This is a genomic window from Shinella pollutisoli, assembly GCF_024609765.1.
Classification (GTDB): domain Bacteria; phylum Pseudomonadota; class Alphaproteobacteria; order Rhizobiales; family Rhizobiaceae; genus Shinella; species Shinella pollutisoli.
In genome coordinates, this window is the sequence record NZ_JANFDG010000004.1 from 254,075 (window position 1) to 271,725 (window position 17,651).

The 17,651-nt window shown below is 70.8% G+C and carries 17 protein-coding genes; 12 read left to right on the plus strand and 5 right to left on the minus strand.

The annotated features are described in order from the left end of the window. The first annotated feature begins 7 nt into the window (after positions 1–7). The 10 genes from NNZ72_RS05290 to NNZ72_RS05335 all read left to right on the plus strand — a co-directional run bounded on the left by NNZ72_RS05290 (position 8) and on the right by NNZ72_RS05335 (position 9,490). On the plus strand, positions 8–1,153 hold the full coding sequence (locus tag NNZ72_RS05290) for an ABC transporter ATP-binding protein (protein ID WP_371747722.1): 1,146 nt from the start codon (positions 8–10) through the stop codon (positions 1,151–1,153). Then, positions 1,150–2,328, plus strand: a complete 1,179-nt coding sequence (locus NNZ72_RS05295) for an ABC transporter permease (protein WP_257313673.1) — start codon at positions 1,150–1,152, stop codon at positions 2,326–2,328. Before NNZ72_RS05290 ends, NNZ72_RS05295 begins: the two co-directional genes overlap by 4 nt. 3 nt (positions 2,329–2,331) lie before the next feature. Beyond that, positions 2,332–3,126: an ABC transporter permease gene (locus tag NNZ72_RS05300; protein ID WP_257313675.1), complete on the plus strand. Its 795-nt coding sequence runs from the start codon at positions 2,332–2,334 to the stop codon at positions 3,124–3,126. Between the two features lie 82 nt (positions 3,127–3,208). Then, a complete protein-coding gene (locus NNZ72_RS05305; protein WP_257313740.1) occupies positions 3,209–5,074 on the plus strand; it encodes a diguanylate cyclase in 1,866 nt (621 codons plus the stop codon). A gap of 267 nt (positions 5,075–5,341) precedes the next feature. Further along, entirely contained in the window at positions 5,342–6,751 is a 1,410-nt protein-coding gene (locus NNZ72_RS05310) for a cytochrome ubiquinol oxidase subunit I (RefSeq protein ID WP_306766190.1), read from the plus strand. Between the two features lie 4 nt (positions 6,752–6,755). After that, positions 6,756–7,760 carry a cytochrome d ubiquinol oxidase subunit II gene (gene cydB / locus NNZ72_RS05315; RefSeq protein ID WP_257313681.1) on the plus strand — a complete coding sequence of 335 codons (1,005 nt, stop codon included), beginning with the start codon at positions 6,756–6,758 and terminating at the stop codon, positions 7,758–7,760. Next, positions 7,760–7,870: a DUF2474 domain-containing protein gene (locus NNZ72_RS05320; protein WP_257313683.1), complete on the plus strand. Its 111-nt coding sequence runs from the start codon at positions 7,760–7,762 to the stop codon at positions 7,868–7,870. The genes cydB and NNZ72_RS05320 overlap by 1 nt, the downstream gene beginning before the upstream one ends. An 85-nt stretch (positions 7,871–7,955) precedes the next feature. Next, positions 7,956–8,237 (plus strand): type II toxin-antitoxin system RelE/ParE family toxin, encoded by a 282-nt coding sequence (locus NNZ72_RS05325; RefSeq protein ID WP_257313686.1) that lies wholly within the window; start codon positions 7,956–7,958, stop codon positions 8,235–8,237. A gap of 11 nt (positions 8,238–8,248) precedes the next feature. Further along, a complete protein-coding gene (locus NNZ72_RS05330) occupies positions 8,249–8,548 on the plus strand; it encodes a HigA family addiction module antitoxin (RefSeq protein ID WP_257313689.1) in 300 nt (99 codons plus the stop codon). Positions 8,549–8,653: 105 nt separating this feature from the next. Further along, positions 8,654–9,490, plus strand: coding sequence for a bifunctional allantoicase/(S)-ureidoglycine aminohydrolase (locus NNZ72_RS05335; protein ID WP_257313692.1), 837 nt, complete (start codon positions 8,654–8,656; stop codon positions 9,488–9,490). A 189-nt stretch (positions 9,491–9,679) separates the two neighbouring features. Here NNZ72_RS05335 and NNZ72_RS05340 read toward each other — a convergent pair whose 3' ends face one another. Both NNZ72_RS05340 and NNZ72_RS05345 read right to left on the minus strand, forming a co-directional pair. Then, the gene (locus NNZ72_RS05340; RefSeq protein ID WP_371747719.1) at positions 9,680–11,140 is read right to left on the minus strand and encodes an NAD-dependent succinate-semialdehyde dehydrogenase; all 1,461 of its coding nucleotides are present in this window, start codon (positions 11,138–11,140) and stop codon (positions 9,680–9,682) included. Positions 11,141–11,231: 91 nt separating this feature from the next. Next, on the minus strand, positions 11,232–12,047 hold the full coding sequence (locus tag NNZ72_RS05345; protein WP_257313695.1) for a hypothetical protein: 816 nt from the start codon (positions 12,045–12,047) through the stop codon (positions 11,232–11,234). 158 nt (positions 12,048–12,205) lie between these two features. Between NNZ72_RS05345 and NNZ72_RS05350 the strand changes: the two genes are divergently transcribed. Beyond that, entirely contained in the window at positions 12,206–12,592 is a 387-nt protein-coding gene (locus NNZ72_RS05350) for a hypothetical protein (protein WP_257313698.1), read from the plus strand. A gap of 21 nt (positions 12,593–12,613) precedes the next feature. Here NNZ72_RS05350 and alr read toward each other — a convergent pair whose 3' ends face one another. Further along, positions 12,614–13,735 carry an alanine racemase gene (gene alr / locus NNZ72_RS05355; protein WP_257313700.1) on the minus strand — a complete coding sequence of 374 codons (1,122 nt, stop codon included), beginning with the start codon at positions 13,733–13,735 and terminating at the stop codon, positions 12,614–12,616. A gap of 87 nt (positions 13,736–13,822) precedes the next feature. Here alr and aguB point away from each other — a divergent pair, with 87 nt between their 5' ends. Further along, positions 13,823–14,692 (plus strand): N-carbamoylputrescine amidase, encoded by an 870-nt coding sequence (gene aguB, locus NNZ72_RS05360; RefSeq protein ID WP_257313704.1) that lies wholly within the window; start codon positions 13,823–13,825, stop codon positions 14,690–14,692. A gap of 6 nt (positions 14,693–14,698) precedes the next feature. Here the strand turns inward: aguB and NNZ72_RS05365 are convergent, their stop codons facing one another. Further along, positions 14,699–15,673 (minus strand): TRAP transporter substrate-binding protein, encoded by a 975-nt coding sequence (locus NNZ72_RS05365; protein ID WP_257313707.1) that lies wholly within the window; start codon positions 15,671–15,673, stop codon positions 14,699–14,701. A 16-nt stretch (positions 15,674–15,689) separates the two neighbouring features. Beyond that, positions 15,690–17,498, minus strand: a complete 1,809-nt coding sequence (locus tag NNZ72_RS05370) for a TRAP transporter large permease subunit (RefSeq protein WP_257313710.1) — start codon at positions 17,496–17,498, stop codon at positions 15,690–15,692. Between the last annotated feature and the right edge of the window lie 153 nt (positions 17,499–17,651).

Below are 17,651 nucleotides of genomic sequence, written 5' to 3' on the forward strand. Positions count from 1 at the left end.
AGGCCGGATGAGGGGGCCTGCCCTCTGCCCGACCGCAAGAGCGAGGGAGCCTCTCTTGGCCGAATTCATCCGGTTTGACCGCATCACCAAATTCTACGGCCCGCTCTGCGTGGTCGAGAACCTCGACCTCGGCATCGGAAAGGGCGAGTTCGTCAGCCTGCTCGGACCCTCGGGTTCCGGCAAGACGACGCTGCTCATGATGCTCGCGGGCTTCGAGCAGCCGACCTCGGGCACGATCCTCGTCGACGGCCAGGCCGTCAACGACGTGCCCACCCACAAGCGCGACATGGGCGTCGTCTTCCAGAGCTACGCGCTCTTCCCGCACATGACGGTCGGCGAGAACATCGCCTTCCCGCTGGAAATGCGCGGGCTCGGCAAGGCGGAGATCGCCGACCGCGTGACGCGGGCGCTGGACATGGTGCAGCTTTCCGCCATGCGCGAGCGCCGCCCGGCGCAGCTGTCCGGCGGCCAGCAGCAGCGCGTGGCGCTCGCCCGCGCGCTCGTCTTCGAGCCGCGCGTGGTGCTGATGGACGAGCCGCTCGGCGCGCTCGACAAGCAGCTGCGCGAGCAGATGCAGCTCGACATCCGCGACCTGCACCGCCGCCTCGGCCTCACCATCGTCTTCGTCACCCACGACCAGTCGGAGGCGCTGACGATGTCGGACCGCGTCGCCGTCTTCAACAAGGGGAAGATCGAGCAGATCGGCACGCCGCGCCAGGTCTACGACGAGCCGGCCACCCGCTTCGTCGCCGAGTTCATCGGCGAGACCAACCTGATCGAGGGCGTGGTCGCGCGCATCTCGGGCGGCGAGGCGGCCGTGCGGCTCGCCTCCGGCGCCGAGATCGTCTCGGCCGTCTCCGGCGGCGTGGCCGAGGGCGCGACCGTCTACCTCTCCGTCCGCCCCGAGCGCATCGAGCTCGCCGAGGCGAGGAACGCGGCGCACAACTGCCTGGAGACGGAGGTCACCGATTCCGTCTACCAGGGCGACCACCTGCGCGTGGAGCTCGCCGCCGGCAGCCACCCGCTGATCGCCAAGCTCGGCCGCCGCTCGCGCGAGTTCGAGCCGGGCACGAAGGTCTTCGCCGCCTTCTCGGCCGGCGACTGCCGGGTCATCGCGCCGCCGGACGGACAACGGCAGGCGGCCGCGTCATGAGCGCGCGCGCCTCCCGCACCGGGCGCTCGCTTTTCCTCCTCGCGCCGCTCCTCCTCTTCCTCGCCGGCTTCTTCGTCTGGCCGCTCTTCTCCATGATGTCGCAGGCGGTCTCCGACACCGCGGTGCTCCGCCTCCTGCCGCAGAGCGCCGAGGTGCTCGCCGGCTGGGACCGCAAGTCGCCGCCGACGCCCGAGATGCAGACGGCGCTGATCGCCGACCTCAAGGCGGTCGAGGACACGCAGGCGCTCGGCGACATGGTGCGGCGCCTGAACAGCGCCCGCTCCGGCTTCCGCACGCTGATGTCGAAGACGACGTCGGCGCTTTCCGACGAGGCGGACCCGCCCGCCGACCTCGTCTCGATCGACAAGCGCTGGGAGAGGCCGGAATTCTGGCTCGCCATCGCCGACGCGCTCTCGCCGCTCACCGACCGCAACCTGCTCGCCGCCGTCGACCTCGGCCGCAACGCCGACGGCGAGATCGAGCACCTGCCGGCCGACCAGTCCGTCAACCGCGTGATCCTGGTGCGCACCTTCTGGATCTCCGCCCTCGTCACCTTCGCCTGCATCGCGATCGGCTATCCCTATGCCATCATCGCCGCCTCGCTTTCCGGCTGGAAGCGCGACGTGATGCTCGCCGCCGTGCTGCTGCCGCTGTGGACCTCGCTCCTCGTGCGCACCGCCGCCTGGTTCATCCTGCTGCAGGAACAGGGGCTCATCAACGACGTGCTGCAGATGCTGGGGCTGACCAGCGGGCCGGTGCAGCTCATCTTCAACCGCACCGGCGTCGTCATCGCCATGACCCACGTGCTCCTGCCCTTCATGGTCCTGCCGATCTATTCCGTGCTGATCACCATCCCGAAGAACCTGATGCCGGCCGCCGCCTCGCTCGGCGCGCATCCGCTGCGCGCCTTCCTGCGCGTGCTGCTGCCGCTGTCGCTGCGCGGCGTCGCCGCCGGCAGCCTGCTCGTCTTCATCTCGGCGATCGGCTACTACATCACGCCGGCGCTGATCGGCGGGCCGGGCGACCAGATGATCTCCTCGATCATCGCCTTCTACGCCATCGGCTCGGCCAACTGGGGCATGGCCGGCGCGCTCGGCGTCGTGCTGCTCGCCGCCACCCTCGTCCTCTACTCCGTCTATGCGCGGCTGTCGGCCGACGAACCGGGAAGGAGATAGGCCATGGCGCTCCGGTTCTCCAAGCTCGCCTTCTCGGTGCTCGCGATCCTCTTCCTGGTCGCGCCGCTGATCGCCATCCTGCCGCTCGCCTTCACGTCCAGCGTCATCCTCACCTATCCGATCCCCTCCTGGTCGATGCGCTGGTTCACGGAGCTGTTCACGGCGGATGCCTGGCGCCGGGCCATCGTCAACAGCCTGATCATCGGCACGGGCACGACGCTGCTTGCCACCGTGCTCGGCACGGCCGCCTCGCTCGGGCTTCGCAACCGGCTCGTCTTCTTCCGCGGCACCTTCCGCACGCTGTTCCTGCTGCCGATGGTGGTGCCGGCGGTCGTGCTCGGCGTCGGCATGCAGGTGCTGCTCGCCCGCTTCGGGCTGACCAACAGCTATGCCGGGGTGATCATCGCCCATACCGTCGTCGCCGTGCCCTTCGTCGTGGTCAGCGTCACCGGGGCGCTCGCCGGCATCGACGAGCGGGTGGAGCTCGCCGCCGAGAGCCTCGGCGCGCCGCCGGCGACCGTCTTCCGCCGCGTGACGCTGCCGCTCGCGCTTCCGGGCGTGCTCTCCGGCGCCGTGCTCGCCTTCGCCACCTCGCTCGACGAGGTGGTGCTGACGCTCTTCGTCGCCGGGCCGAACCAGCGCACGCTGGCGCGGCAGATGTTCTCCTCGATCCGCGAGAACATCAGCCCGGCGATCGCGGCGGCCGCCTTCCTGTTCATCGCCGCGACGATCGCCATCGGCCTGATCGTCGTCCTCTCCCGCTCGGTGCTGGCGAAGCGGCGCGCGCCGGTGCATTAGAAATCATCGATTAAGCACTCGGCGCTAGGATCGCGCAAATCCTCGGCAAGGCGCGCGATCCCGTATGAATCATGCTTGGCAAATGCTGGTGGGCAATTTCGCCTGCGTGGCGCTCATCGTCTCCGCCTGGATGCACGCGAGCTACCGCTGGTGCCGGCTGACGCCGCGCCAGCAGCAGGCCTGCTTCGGCGCCGTGCTCGGCGCGGCTGCGGCGACCTCCATGTCGCTCGCCGTGGAGCTCGGGCCGGGCGTGCATTTCGACCTGCGCGTCGCGCTGATCGAGGTCGCCGCGCTGTTCGGCGGGCCGCTCTCGCTCCTCGTCACGGCGGGCCTCGCGGCGGCCTTCGGCGTCGTGCTCGGCGGCGCGGACCTGCTTTCGGGCCTTGCCGGCATCCTCGTCGCCGCGGCGGCGGGCCTTGCGGTCCGGGGATGGCTCGGGCGCGGCCGGACGATCGGCCTTGCCGCGGTGCCCGTCTTCGCCGCGCTCGTCGGCGCCCTGTCGCTCGTCGTCCTCGCCACGCTGCCGCCGGAGGCCTTCCGCCCCGTGCTCGCCGGCTTCGGCCTGCCGATCGCGCTGCTCAACGTCGCCGCCGCCGCGCTCGCCGCGCTGGTGATGATCTATTTCAGGCGCTTCACGCTGGAGCGCGACGTGCTGCGCGCCGCCCTCGCCCAGGCGCCCGACTTCCACTACGTCAAGACCCTCGACCAGCGCTTCGTCGTCACCAACCAGAACCTCGCCCGCCGCTACGGCCGCGGCCGCGTCTCCGACATGACCGGCCTCAGCGAACGCGACCTGGAGCCGGGCGAGCGGGCGGAGGCGGCGCTCGCCGCCGAGCGGCGGGTGATCGAGACCGGCGAGCCGCTGATCCGCCAGGAGGAGAGGATCCGCGGCGAGGACGGCGAGGCGCGCTGGTACTCGACCTCGAAGTTCCCGCTGCGCGACCCGCACGGCGCGCTGATCGGGATCGCCGGCGTCTCGGTCGACATCACCGAGCGCAAGCGGCTGGAGCAGGAGCTCAAGACCAGCCGCGATGTCGTCGCCCAGGCGATGGCCGAGATGACGGACGGGCTTGCCCTGTTCGACCGCGAGGGCTACCTCCTCTTCTGCAACCAGCAGTACCGCGATCTTTTCCCGCTCTCGGCCTATGCCCGCGTCGAGGGCGCGCATATCGTCGACATCGTGCGCGCGGTGACGCGCAACGGCGAGCGCAAGGACGTGCCCCCGGACGTGCCGGAGGAGCGCATCCGCGCCGCCGCCGGCACGCTCCACCGCAACAAGGACGAGACCATCCCGCTCTTCGACGGGCGCTGGCTCAATCTGCGCACCCGCGTCGGCGACGGCGGCTCGGCGCTGGTCGTCGTCACCGACATCACGGCGGCCAAGGAATCCGAGCTCGGCCTGCGCCGGCTCGCCGAGAAGATGAAGGGGCTTGCCGAGACCGACGCGCTGACCGGCGTCGCCAACCGCCGCTCCTTCGACGAGCGGCTCGCCGCCGAGCTCGGCCGCAGCGCGGCGAGCGGCCGCCCGCTCTCGCTGCTGCTGATGGACGTCGATTGCTTCAAGGCCTTCAACGACACCTACGGGCACCTCGCCGGCGACGAATGCCTGCGGCGCGTCGGCGCCTGCCTGAAGGAGGCCGCGCGCCGCCCGCGCGACCTCGCCGCGCGCTACGGCGGCGAGGAATTCGCGGTGATCCTGCCGGAGACCGACGCCGAGACGGCGCTGGCGATCGCCGGCCGGCTGTGCCGGGCGGTGCGCTCGCTCGCCATACCCCACGCGCCGAGCGAGTTCGGCACGGTGACGACGAGCGTCGGCGTCGCCACGGCCACCGAGGCGGGCGCGACGACGCCGGCGGCCCTCGTCCTGGAGGCCGACCGCGCGCTCTACCGCGCCAAGGCGGGCGGCCGCGACCGGGCGGTGCTCTCGAGCCTCCCCGCCGTCGCCTGAACCCCTCGACGGGGAAGATTCCCGCCCTATCTTTCCGCGGAGGCCGACATGGGGCCGTCGCATATGGAATGACCAGGGTGCTTCCTGCCCCTTCTCCCCGGCGGGGAGAAGGTCGCGGCAGCGGGATGAGGGGGGCGCCGGAGGCGAAGTTCGCCCCTTCATCCGACCCTTCGGACCACCTTCTCCCCGTGGGGGAGAAGGGGAGCGGAGACGCCGCATTCCATGGGCGAACGTTCGCAGGCCGACAGGACGCACGGAGGAAGACCGTTGCTCGAACAGCTCGATGCGGTGATGCTGGCGCGCATCCAGTTCGCCTTCACCATCTCCTTCCACTTCATCTTCCCGGCCTTCTCGATCGGGCTCGCGAGCTACCTGATGGTGCTGGAGGGCCTGTGGCTGAAGACCGGCGAGGAGGTCTATCACCGGCTCTTCCGCTACTGGCTGAAGATCTTCGCCGTCACCTTCGGCATGGGCGTGGTCTCGGGCATCGTCATGTCCTACCAGATCGGCACCAACTGGTCGGTCTTCTCGCAGAAGGCCGGGCCGGTCATCGGCCCGCTGATGGCCTACGAGGTGCTGACCGCCTTCTTCCTGGAGGCGGGCTTCCTCGGCGTCATGCTGTTCGGCATGAACAAGGTCGGCAAGGGCCTGCACTTCTTCGCGACCGTCATGGTGGCGCTCGGCACGCTGATCTCGGCGACGTGGATCATCTCCGTCAACAGCTGGATGCAGACGCCGGTGGGTTTCGCCGTCAACGACAAGGGCCAGTTCGTGCCGGCGGGCTCCTGGTGGCCGATCGTCTTCAACCCGTCCTTCCCCTACCGCCTCGTCCACACCGTGATCGCCGCGTATCTGACGACCGCCTTCGTCGTCGGCGCGGTGGGCGCCTGGCACCTGCTGAAGGACCGCGCCGACCCCGGTGCGCGAAAGATGTTCTCGATGGCGATGTGGATGGCGGCCCTCGTCGCGCCGGTCCAGATCGCCGCCGGCGATGCGCACGGGCTCAACACGCTGGAGCACCAGCCGGTCAAGGTGCTCGCCATGGAGGGCGACTACGCGCCGAGCCCGGACGGCGCGCCGCTCATCCTGTTCGGCCTGCCGGACGACGCGGCGGCGGAGGTGCGCTACGAGGTCTCGATCCCCAAGCTCGGCTCGCTGATCCTCAAGCACGACCCGGACGCGCCGCTTCCCGGCCTCACCGATTACCCGCGCGAGGACTGGCCGCCGGTCGCCGTCGTCTTCTGGTCCTTCCGCATCATGGTGGCGATCGGCTTCGCCATGCTCGGCCTCGGGCTCTGGAGCCTTCTCGCCCGCTACCGCCGGCGCCTCTACGACTGGCCGCTGCTGCACCGCGCGGCGATCGCGATGGGCCCGTCCGGCTTCGTCGCGGTGATCGCCGGCTGGGTGACGACGGAGGTGGGCCGCCAGCCCTGGACGGTCTACGGCCTCCTGCGCACCGCCGAATCCCATTCGCCGATCGCCGCCCCCGCCATCGCCGCCTCGCTCACCGCCTTCGTCATCGTCTATTTCGCCGTCTTCGGGGCGGGCACCTGGTATATCCTGAAACTGATGGGCAGGCCGCCCGAGCCCGGCGAGAGCCTGCCGCCGCAGGTGCCGCAGCGGGCGGCCGGCATCACGCCCGCCGCCGGCGTGGGCGCGCCGGCCGGAAAGGAGTGACGCGATGGAAAGCCTCGACCTCACCGTCGTCTGGGCGGCGATCATCGGCTTCTCGGTGATGGCCTATGTGGTGATGGACGGCTTCGACCTCGGCATCGGCATCCTCTTCCCGACCTTCAAGGTGGGCGAGGAGCGCGACCAGGCGATGAACGCCATCGCGCCCGTCTGGGACGGCAACGAGACCTGGCTGGTGATGGGCGGCGGCGGGCTGCTCGCCGCCTTCCCGCTCGCCTATGCGATCCTCCTGCCCGCCACCTATCCGCTGATGATCGCCATGCTGCTCGGCCTCGTCTTCCGCGGCGTCGCCTTCGAGTTCCGCTGGCGCGACCCGCGCCACCGCGCGGTGTGGGACGTCTCCTTCGCGGCGGGCTCGGTGGTGGCGGCGCTCGCCCAGGGCATCACGCTCGGGGCGATCCTGCAGGGTGTCCGCGTCGAGAACGACGCCTATGCCGGCGGCTGGCTCGACTGGCTGAGCCCGTTCAGCCTGCTGACGGGCGTCGCCGTCGCCATCGGCTATGCGCTGCTCGGCGCCTGCTGGCTGGTCTGGAAGACGGAGGGTGCGGGCCAGCGCCACGCCCGGCGCCTGGCGCTGCCGCTCGGCATCGCGACGCTCGCAGCGCTCGCCGCCGTCAGCGCCGCCACGCCCTTCCTCGACTACGACTACTGGCGGCGCTGGTTCGAGATGCCGGGCGTGATCCTGACCGCGCAGGTGCCGCTGCTCGTCGTGCTCGCGGCGGCCACCTTCTTCTGGAGCCTGAGACGCGGCCGCGAACGGCTGCCCTTCCTGATGGCGCTCGGCCTGTTCCTGCTCGGCTTCGTCGGCCTCGGCATCAGCATGTACCCCTATGTCGTGCCGCAGGCCGTCACCATCTGGGACGCGGCCGCCCCCTACGAGAGCCAGATCTTCATGCTCGTCGGCGCGCTCGTCATCATCCCCCTGATCCTCGCCTATACCGCCTGGTCCTACTGGGTCTTCCGCGGCAAGGTCGGCACCCACGGCTACCACTGATGCAGGCTCCCCTCTGGCAACGCCTGCTCTGGCTCGCCGCCATCTGGGCGGCGAGCGTCGCGACGCTCGGCGTCGTCGCGGCCGTCCTGCGGTTCTGGCTGGTGGGGTGAAGGCACGATGTATCGTTGCGTGATACATCGTGCTTGACTCTCTCGTCGTATCGTATCATGATACAAGCTTGATCGAGGCCGACCCGTGATCCGTTCCTATCGAGATGCCTGGACTGAGGCCGTGGCGCACGGCAAGGCGCCGAAGGGCTTTCCGGCCGAGCTCCTGAGGCCGGCGGTACGCAAGCTGGCGATGATCGACAGCGCCGCTGTGCTGGACGATCTGCGCAGCCCACCGGGAAATCGGCTGGAGGCGCTGAAGGGCGACCGGCAGGGGCGGTATTCGATCCGCATCAACGACCAGTGGCGCATCTGCTTCGTCTGGGAAGACGGTGGCGTCGAGGAAGTCGAGATCGTCGACTATCACTGAAGGGAACCTCCATGTCCGGTATTCTTCCGCCCGTCCATCCCGGCGAGATCCTGCGCGAGGAGTATCTCGCGCCGCTCGGCATGAGCGCCGGCGCGCTGGCGCGCCGGCTGCATGTGCCGCGCACCCGCATCGAGCGGCTGGCGGCGGAGCAGACGGCCGTCACCACCGACACGGCGCTGCGGCTCGCCCGGTTCTTCGGCACGACGCCGCAGTTCTGGATGAGCCTCCAGGCGAGCCACGACCTCAAGACGGGCGCGGCCGCGCTGGAGAAGGAGCTCGCCTCGATCGAGCCGCTCGCCGACGCCGCCTGACATCGTCCGTGCGCTTTACGCCGGCGCGGGCGGGGTGGTAGGTGTCTTCTGTCGAAGCGCGCCTCCCCCGCGGGCCGGCACTGCACCAACGACAAAGGCAAGGACATGTCGAAGAGAAGCTACTATTCCGCCCTCGGCGGGCATCCCCCGCAATCCGATCTTCTCACCGGCCGCGCGGTCTTCACGGAGGCCTATGCGGTCATTCCCAGGGGGGTGATGAAGGACATCGTCACCAGCGTGCTGCCCTTCTGGGAGAAGACGCGCGCCTGGGTGATCGCCCGCCCGCTCTCCGGCTTTTCCGAGACCTTCTCGCAATACATCATGGAAGTGGCGCCGGGCGGCGGCAGCGACCGGCCGGAGCTCGATCCTGAGGCCGAGGGCGTGCTCTTCGTCGTCGACGGCGCGCTCGACCTGTCGCTCGCCGGCAACAGGCACCGGCTGGTGCCGGGCGGCTACGCCTTCATCCCGCCGGGGGCCGCCTGGTCGGTGCGCAACGCGTCGGATGCCGACGTCCGCTTCCACTGGATCCGCAAGGCCTACGAGGCGGTGGAGGGCATCGACCCGCCCGAGCCGCTGGTGCTCAGCGACGCGGACGTCGCCCCCTCGCCGATGCCGGGCACGGAGGGCCGCTGGGCGACCACCCGCTTCGTCGATCCCGACGACGTGCGCCACGACATGCACGTGACCATCGTCACGCTCCAGCCGGGCGCGGTGATCCCGTTTGCCGAGACCCACGTGATGGAGCACGGGCTCTACGTGCTGGAGGGCAAGGCGGTCTACCGGCTCAACCAGGACTGGGTGGAGGTGGAGGCCGGCGACTTCATGTGGCTGCGCGCCTTCTGCCCGCAGGCCTGCTATGCCGGCGGCCCCGGCCCGTTCCGCTACCTGCTCTACAAGGACGTGAACCGGCACATGAAGCTCAGGCCGTTCGGGGGGCGGTAAGAGGCATCACCTTGCCTCTTACCTCCTTCTCCCCAGCGGGGAGAAGGTCGCGGCAGCGGGATGAGGGGGATGCCGAAGGCGCAGAACCGGGGAATTCCATCGGCTCCGCCCCCTCATCCGGCCCTTCGGGCCACCTTCTCCCCGCGGGGGAGAAGGGGAAAGCGGCCGAGCAGAGGGATATCGCCCCCCTCAAATCCCCCCCATGCAGAGATATTTCATCTCCAGGTATTCCTCCAGCCCGTGGCGCGAGCCCTCGCGGCCGATGCCGGACTGCTTGACGCCGCCGAAGGGCGCGGCCTCCGACGACATCCGGCCGGTGTTGATGCCGACCATGCCGTATTCGAGCGCCTCCGCGACGCGCCAGACGCGGCTGAGGTTGGAGGCGTAGAAATAGGCGGCAAGGCCGTAGATCGTGTCGTTCGCCTCGCGCACCACCTCGGCCGGGTCCTCGAAGCGCAGGATCGGCGCGAGCGGGCCGAAGGTCTCCTCGCGCGCCACCCGCATGGCGCCGGAAATGCCGGTGAGCACGGTCGGCTCGTAGAAGGTGCCCGTCCCGCTGATGCGCCGGCCGCCGGTCAGAACCGTGCCGCCCTTCGCGACCGCGTCGGCGACATGCGCCTCGATCTTCTCCAGCGCCCGGACGTCGATCAGCGGACCGATGGCGACGCCCGGCGTGAAGCCGTCGCCGACGGGAAGCGTCTTCACCCGCGCGGCGAACTTCTCCGTGAACTCGGCATGCACGCCCGCCTGCACGTAGAGCCGGTTGGCGGAGACGCAGGTCTGGCCGGCGTTGCGGAACTTCGCCTGGATCGCCCCGTCGACGGCGGCGTCCACGTCGGCGTCGTCGAAGACGATGAAGGGCGCGTTGCCGCCGAGCTCGAGGCTCACCTTCTTGATCTGGTCGGCGCATTGCCGCATCAGCAGCCGCCCCACCTCCGTCGAGCCGGTGAAGGAGATTTTCCGCACGTGCGGATTGGAGCAGAGCTCGCGGCCGACCGCATCGCCCTCCGCCGCGTAGACGATGTTGACGACACCTTCGGGAAAGCCGGCTTCTGCCGCGAGCGCCACCATGGCGCCGGCGACCAGCGGCGTCTGCTCGGCGGGCTTCAGCACCACCGCGCAGCCGGCGGCGAGCGCCGGCGAGATCTTTCGCGCCACCATCGAGGCGGGGAAGTTCCAGGGCGTGATCGTGCCGACGACGCCGACCGGCTGCTTGATCACCAGCATGCGCCGGTCGGTGGAAGGCGGCGCGATCGTCTCGCCGTAGACCCGGTTCGCCTCCTCCGCATACCATTGCACATAGGCGGCGGCATGGGCGACCTCGGACGCGGCTTCCGCCAGCGGCTTGCCCATCTCCGCCGTCAGGATCGCGGCAAGGTCGTCGGCATGCGCAAGGATCAGCCGGTGCCAGCGCCAGAGGAGGTCGCTGCGCGCGCGGGCGGTCAGCCCCGCCCAGCCGGCCTGCGCGGCCTGCGCCCGCTCGATCGCCACGGCGGCCTCGGCGGCGCCCATGTCGGGAAGCGCCGCCAGCACCTCGCCCGTGGCGGGATTGACGACCGGAAAGGTGCCCCCGCCGCCCGCCCCCGCCGCGATGGTCTCGAAAAGCTTCGGGGCCTTCAGCCGCCGGGTGAGCGTGGGCGATAGGGTCACGTCGGTATCCTCCTGCTGCGCCGGGTATATCGCGTCTCCCGCGCAAGGACCAGCGGCCTGCGCGGGTCCCGTCCCGGCACCTCCGCGGGGTTCAGGAGGCGGGTTCGGCGACCGTCACCCGCATGACGTCGCCGAGCACCAGCAGCTCCTCGACGCCCGGCTTGCCGGCCGTGAAGGTGACGGCGCGCGCGGGCGTCTCGCCCCTGCAGAAATTGCTGTTGCGCCGGACGATGCCGCCGTCGGAGAAGGTGCCGATCCGGCTGATGGGAAGCCGCGTCAGCACGTATTCCCAGTCCGGCGGCGGCTTGCCGCAGTCGCCGCGCTCGCCGTGGATGACGAGGCTTTCGCCGACCATCAGCGAGACGTGGGGACGCCAGACGATGAGCGGCGGCTTCTGCACGGCGTAGAACCAGTGCCATGGCGCCGCCCGGTAGAGCTCGGCGGCCACGACGCCGCAGCAGAACAGGGCGAGGCCGGCAAGGACGCTTCTGCCGTCGAATCTCCGCAGGACGGGCGTGGGAACGGCGGCCGCCGGAAGCACCGCCGGCACGAAGACGGCGTCGGCCGGGTCGCCGTCCTGGTCGTCGCCGCTGCCGCCCTCCTCCATCTCGCGGGCGCGGGCGTAGAGCGCGTTCCACCGCGCCAGCAGCTCGGGGTCGCGGGCGACGTCCAGAAGCTCGGTGAGGATCATGAAGTTCCTCCGGCGCGGGATGTGCCGGCCCGACCGCCAGTTGCGCAGGTTGCGCACCGCCGTCTCGAAATGCGCCTCGCCGCGCCTGCCGAGCCGGCTGCAGTAGTCACTGCCGAGCCGCGCATTGTCGTAGTCGCCCGAGCGGTTGCAGAGTGCGTCGAACAGGAGATGCCACCTGTCGAGCTCCGGCCGATTTTCCCGGCTGCCGTCCCCCATCTTGCGCCCCATCGTAAATTCAAACTAACACATTGGTAATAATGCATAATCCTGCAGAGTTTCCGCTTTTTCGTCAATAGGTCCCTTTTTCGATTGTCCCGGCAACCGCATCGGTGCCGAATGAGGCGCCTCGTTTCAATTCCACGAAAGGTAGAAATATGCGCACTCTGATCACGCTGGTCGTCGCGACCGTCGCCGGGCTCTCCACGGCATCCATGGCCTATGCCGCCTGCACCGGAAGCAATGGCCGGGGCTGGGGCAGCGGCAAGGGGAACGGGGCCTTCCAGATGACCGCCGCCGACAAGGTCTGCAGGATCAGCTTCCCGGGCTTCATCAACGACGCCGCCAAGACCCGCATCCCCGCCACGGACGTCACCGTCACGAAGCGGCCGAAGAACGGCAAGGTCGCCGTGGTGGCGGGCAAGGGCATCCTCTACACGCCCAACCCGGGCTACAAGGGCAAGGACGCGTTCTGCACCCGCAACAAATCGTCGAAGGTGAAGGGCCAGACGCTCTCCGGCTGCGTCACGATCACGGTGCGATAGGGCGCCTCGCCGCCGGGCGGCTCAGCGGTAGCGCCGCAGGTAGCGGCCGCCGAGGCTGGTGAGGATCTCGTAGGAGATCGTGCCGGCGGCGGCGGCGAGGTCGTCGAGCGTCTGGTTGGGGCCGATCACCTCGACGAGGCTGCCGAGCGTCAGACGCCCCTCCGGCAGGGCGGTGACGTCGACGGTGATGCTGTCCATCGACACGCGCCCGGCGATCGGCAGCCGCACGCCGTCGCAATAGACGGCGCCGCGGCCCGAGAGGCTGCGGAGCAGCCCGTCGGCATAGCCGGCGGCGATGGTGGCGAGCCGCGTCTCGGCCCCGGTCACATGCGTGCCGCTGTAGCCGACGCGCGCGCCGGCCGGCACGGTGCGCGTCTGCACCACTGCGACGTCGAGCCGGACGACCGGCTCCATCGGGTTGGCGACGCCCCCCGTCGGCGCGCCGCCGTAGAGCGCGATGCCCGGCCGGGCGAGCACGCCATGGTAGTCGCGGCCGAGGAAGATGCCGCCCGAATTGGCGAAGCACAGCTCGATTCCCGGGAACTCCTCGACGACGCGGCGCATCTCGGCGAGCTGGCCGGCGTTCTGCACGCTGTCCGGCTCGTCGGCGGCGGCGAGGTGGCTCATGACGAAGAGGACGTCGAGGTTCTCCGCCGCGGCGCGGGCGGCGGCGCGTTCCTCCGGCGGCAGGCCGAGCCGCGACATGCCGGTGTCGAACTGCAGGACGGCCGGCAGCCGCCTTCCGCGCGCCGAGGCCGTCTGCGACCAGCGCTTCACCTGCTCCAGCGAGTTGAGGACGGGGATGAGGCCGAGATCGGCCGCTTGCGCCTCGTTGCCCGGCAGCAGGCCGTTCAGCACGAAGAGCCGTGCATCGGCGGCGAGCGCCGGCTTCAGCCGCACCGCCTCCACGAAGAGCGCGACGAAGAAGTCGCGGCAGCCGCGCGCCTGCAGCGTCTCCGCCACCTTCGCCGCGCCGAGCCCGTAGGCGTCGGCCTTGACGACGGCGGCGGCGCGGGCGGGGGCGAGGCGCGCGGCGAGCGCGTCGTAGTTGCGCCCGAGCGCGCCGAGGTCGATGGTGAGGATGCCCGAGGCGCCCTCCCCTTCGCGGGTCTCGGACGGGATCGGGTGCGGCATGTCGTTCATGATGCGGGGCTCCTGTCTTCGCAAGCCTATTGAAACGGCCGGCGATTTGCCCATCAATGCGCCAGCGGGAGCCAAGGAGCAAGAGACATGCGCAACGTCACCGTCGCCGCCACGCAGATGGCCTGCATCTGGGACGAGGAGGCCAATATCGCGCGGGCCGAGCGGCTCGTGCGCGAGGCGAGGGAGAAGGGCGCCGACCTGGTGCTGATCCAGGAGCTCTTCGCCGCCCCCTATTTCTGCCAGGACCAGGTGCACGACTTCTTCGCGCTGGCGCGTCCCTTCGAGGGCAATCCGCTGATCGCCCGGTTCGCGGCGCTTGCCGCCGAGCTCGGCGTGGTGCTGCCCATCAGCTATTTCGAGCGGGCGGGACAGGCGCATTTCAATTCCGTCGCCGTCATCGACGCCGACGGCACGGTGCTCGGCAACTACCGCAAGAGCCACCTGCCGGACGGGCCGGGCTATACGGAGAAATTCTACTTCTCGCCCGGCGATACCGGCTTCAGGGTGTGGGACACCCGCGCCGGCCGCATCGGCGTCGGCATCTGCTGGGACCAGTGGTTCCCGGAGGCCGCCCGCGCCATGGCGCTCAAGGGCGCGGAGATCCTGCTCTACCCGACCGCCATCGGCACGGAGCCGCACGACCCGACGCTCGATTCGGCCGGCCACTGGCAGCGCGTCATGCAGGGCCATGCCGGGGCGAACCTGATGCCGCTCGTCGCCTCGAACCGGATCGGCACGGAGAAGGGGCGCAACGGCACCGAGATCACCTTCTACGGCGCCTCCTTCATCGCCGGCCCGACCGGCGCCATCGTGGCGGAGGCCGACCGGACGGGCGAGACGGTGCTGACCGCCACCTTCGACCTCGACGCGATCGACCACCAGCGCCGCTCCTGGGGAGTGTTCCGCGACCGCCGGCCGGAGCTCTACGGGGCGCTTGCGACCCTCGACGGCCGTTGACAGCGGTCAACCGAGGCTGCGCACCGCCTCGATCCGCTCGAGGCCGCCGACCGTCTCGGCGAAATCCTGCCAGACGCCGCGCGCGCCCGCCTCCCAAGCGGCGCGGTCCTCGGGCTGCAGCACCGTGGCGCCGTTCTCTTGCGCAAGCGCAATCGAGCGCTCCTCGTCGGCGACCATCAGCGCGTTGAAACGGGCGGCGCCCGCGCGGCTCGCGGCGCGGAAGACGGCCCGCTCCTCCTCCGACAGCCCGTTCCAGAAGGCGGCGGAGAAGGCGACGACGCCGGAGGCGCGGATATGGCCGGTCTCCGTCAGGAAGGGCACGACCTCGTAGAGGCGGAAGCCGGCATAGGCCGACTTGGTGAGGTCCATGGCGTCGGCGACGCCGGTCTGCAACGCATTGTAGGTCTCGGGGATCGGGATGCCGACCGGCGTGGCGCCGAAGGCGCTCCACAGCCGCGTGTGCAGCGGGCTCTGCAGCACGCGGATGCGTTTTCCGGCGATCTCTTCCGGGCGCGTGACCGGCGTCTTCGTCAGCAGATGGCGCGCGCCGTAGTCGATGAAGTCGGGGGCGACGAAGCCCTGCGCGACGAGCAGGTCCTTCAGCCGCCCGCCCTCCGGCCCGGAGACGACGGCACGGACATGGTCGGCGTCGCGGAACAGGAAGGGCAGGTCGAGGAGCTGCACCTCCGGCGCCCAGCCGGCGAGCGCCGAGACGGTGAAGAGGCTCGCCTGCACGGCGCCGAGCCGCATGGCTTCCGCCACCTCCTTTTCGCCGCCGAGCGCGGCATTGGCGACGATCGCGAAGGCGAAGCGGCCGGGCAGCGCCGCCTCGACCTGGTCGCGGATATGGTGCCAGACCAGTGTCTCCGGCTTGTCCTCGCCGAGCAGCGAGGCGACGGTGAGGCGCGTCGCCGCATTCACGCGGCCGACGAGGGCGGGGGTGAAGAGAAGCGTTGCGGCGAAGCGGCGGCGGGTGAGCATGGCGAAGATCCCTTGGCTAGAGGAGGAGCGCGCCGGCGCTGAGGAGCGCCAGCGCGACGAGGAGGGCGGCGAGAAAAGGCAGGACCGCCGCAAAGAGGGCGGCGGCCGGCACGCGGGTGACGCCGGAGACGACGAGGACGAGGATGCCGACGGGCGGCGTCAGCCCGCCGATCATCAGGTTGACGACGAGGACGACGCCGAAATGCACCGGGTCGATGCCGGCGGCCACCGCAAGCGGCAGAACGATCGGCGCGAAGAGCAGGATCGCCGCGCCGATGTCGAGCACCAGCCCGACGGCGAGCAGCATCAGGTTGACGGCAAGCAGCACGCCCGCCGCCCCGAGCCCGAGCCCGCCCGCGAACGACGAGACGAGGCCCGCCACGCCGTCGACGGCAAGCAGGAAGGCGAAGGGCGCGGCCGAGCCGATCAGGAGGCCGATCGCCGCCGCCTCCGCCCCCGCCTGCCGGAAGGCGGCGGCGACGGGCATGCCGCCGCTTTTGGCGGCTAGGCAGAGAAGAAGCGTGTAGAGCGCGGCGAGGGCCGCCGCCTCCGTGGTGGTGACGATGCCGAGGCGGATGCCGAGGACGACGACCGCGCCGAGGCCGAGGGCGGGAAGCGCCCGGCCCGCCGCGCGCCGGCGTTCGGCGGCTTCCGCGCGCGGCAGCGCGGTCTCGTCGCCGGCCGTCAGGTGGATGGCGGCGGCAAGGCAGAGCGCCATGACGCCGCCCGCGGCAAAGCCCCAGGCGAGCAGCGGGCCGACCGGCAGCTCGGTCGCGACCGCGAGGATGAGGAAGGCGATCGACGGCGGGATGACGTTGTCGAGCACGGAAGCCGCCGCGACGACGGCGCCGGCCCTGGCGGGCGGGTAGCCGTTCCTGACCAGCTCCGGCTGGAAGGTCGCGGCCCCGAAGGCGGCGTTGGCGACGGAGGAGCCGGAGGCGCCGGAGAACAGCACGCTGGTGAGCAGCGCCGTCTGCGCCAGCCCCGCCCGGCGGTGGCCGACCAGGCTGGCGGCGAGGCAGACGATCCGCGCCGCCGCGCCCGAGACCGTGAGCAGCCCGCCGGCGAGCAGGAAGAAGGGAATGGCGGTGAGCAGGAACTTCGACAGGCCGCCGACCGTCGCCGAGACGATTGCCTCGCCCGGCAGCGGGCTGCCGAAGGGGACGGCGAGCTGCGCCGCCGCGAGGAAGGCATGCGGTAGCGGCGCCCCGGCCGCAAGCCCGAGGAGGGCGAACAGCCCGAGTGCGGCGCTCGGCGGCAGGCCCGCCGGCAAGGCCAGCGCATTCGAGGCCGCGTACAGGAGGAGGCCAGCGGCGAGCGACAGCGAAAGCCCCGCCCCCCTGCCCTCGCCGATCCGCCGGAGCGCCAGCACCGCGAGCATCAGCCCGCCGCCCAGCGCCGGCGCGACGAAGCGCAGGCCTTCCGGCAGGCCGAGCGCCGGCGAGACGCCGCCGAGCATGCCGACGACGCGCCCGCCGCCGAGCGCCAGCACCAGCGCCGCCGCCACCGTCAGGGCATCGGCGACGACCGCCGCCGCCCGCTCCCCGCCCCGCGGCAGCCGCTGGACGATCCCGTCGAAGCGCATGGCAAGCGCGCCGGCAAGCGACAGCGGCGCGCCGAGGAAGACCAGCGCCACATGCAGCCAGATCCCCAGCTCCTCCGCCCCGGCAAAGCCCGCCGAAAAGCCGTAGCGCAGCAGGACGGTAGCGAGCACGAGGGCGAGCAGCGCCGCCAGCAGCCCGCCGCAGACGGTGCCGAGCGCCGCCTCGATGGTTGCCGCCAGCCGCAGGGCGCGGCCGGGCGATGCGGCGAAGACGGCGCTCATCGCCGCCTCCGGAGGATGGCCGCATATGCGGCCTTGCCCCTCACGCTCTCCGCGCAAGCGGGGAGACGGGACCTGCGCCGCGAGACGACGATGGTTCGGGAAAAAGGCGCGGCATATCCCCTTCTCCCCGTAACCGAGGAGAAAGTGTCCGGC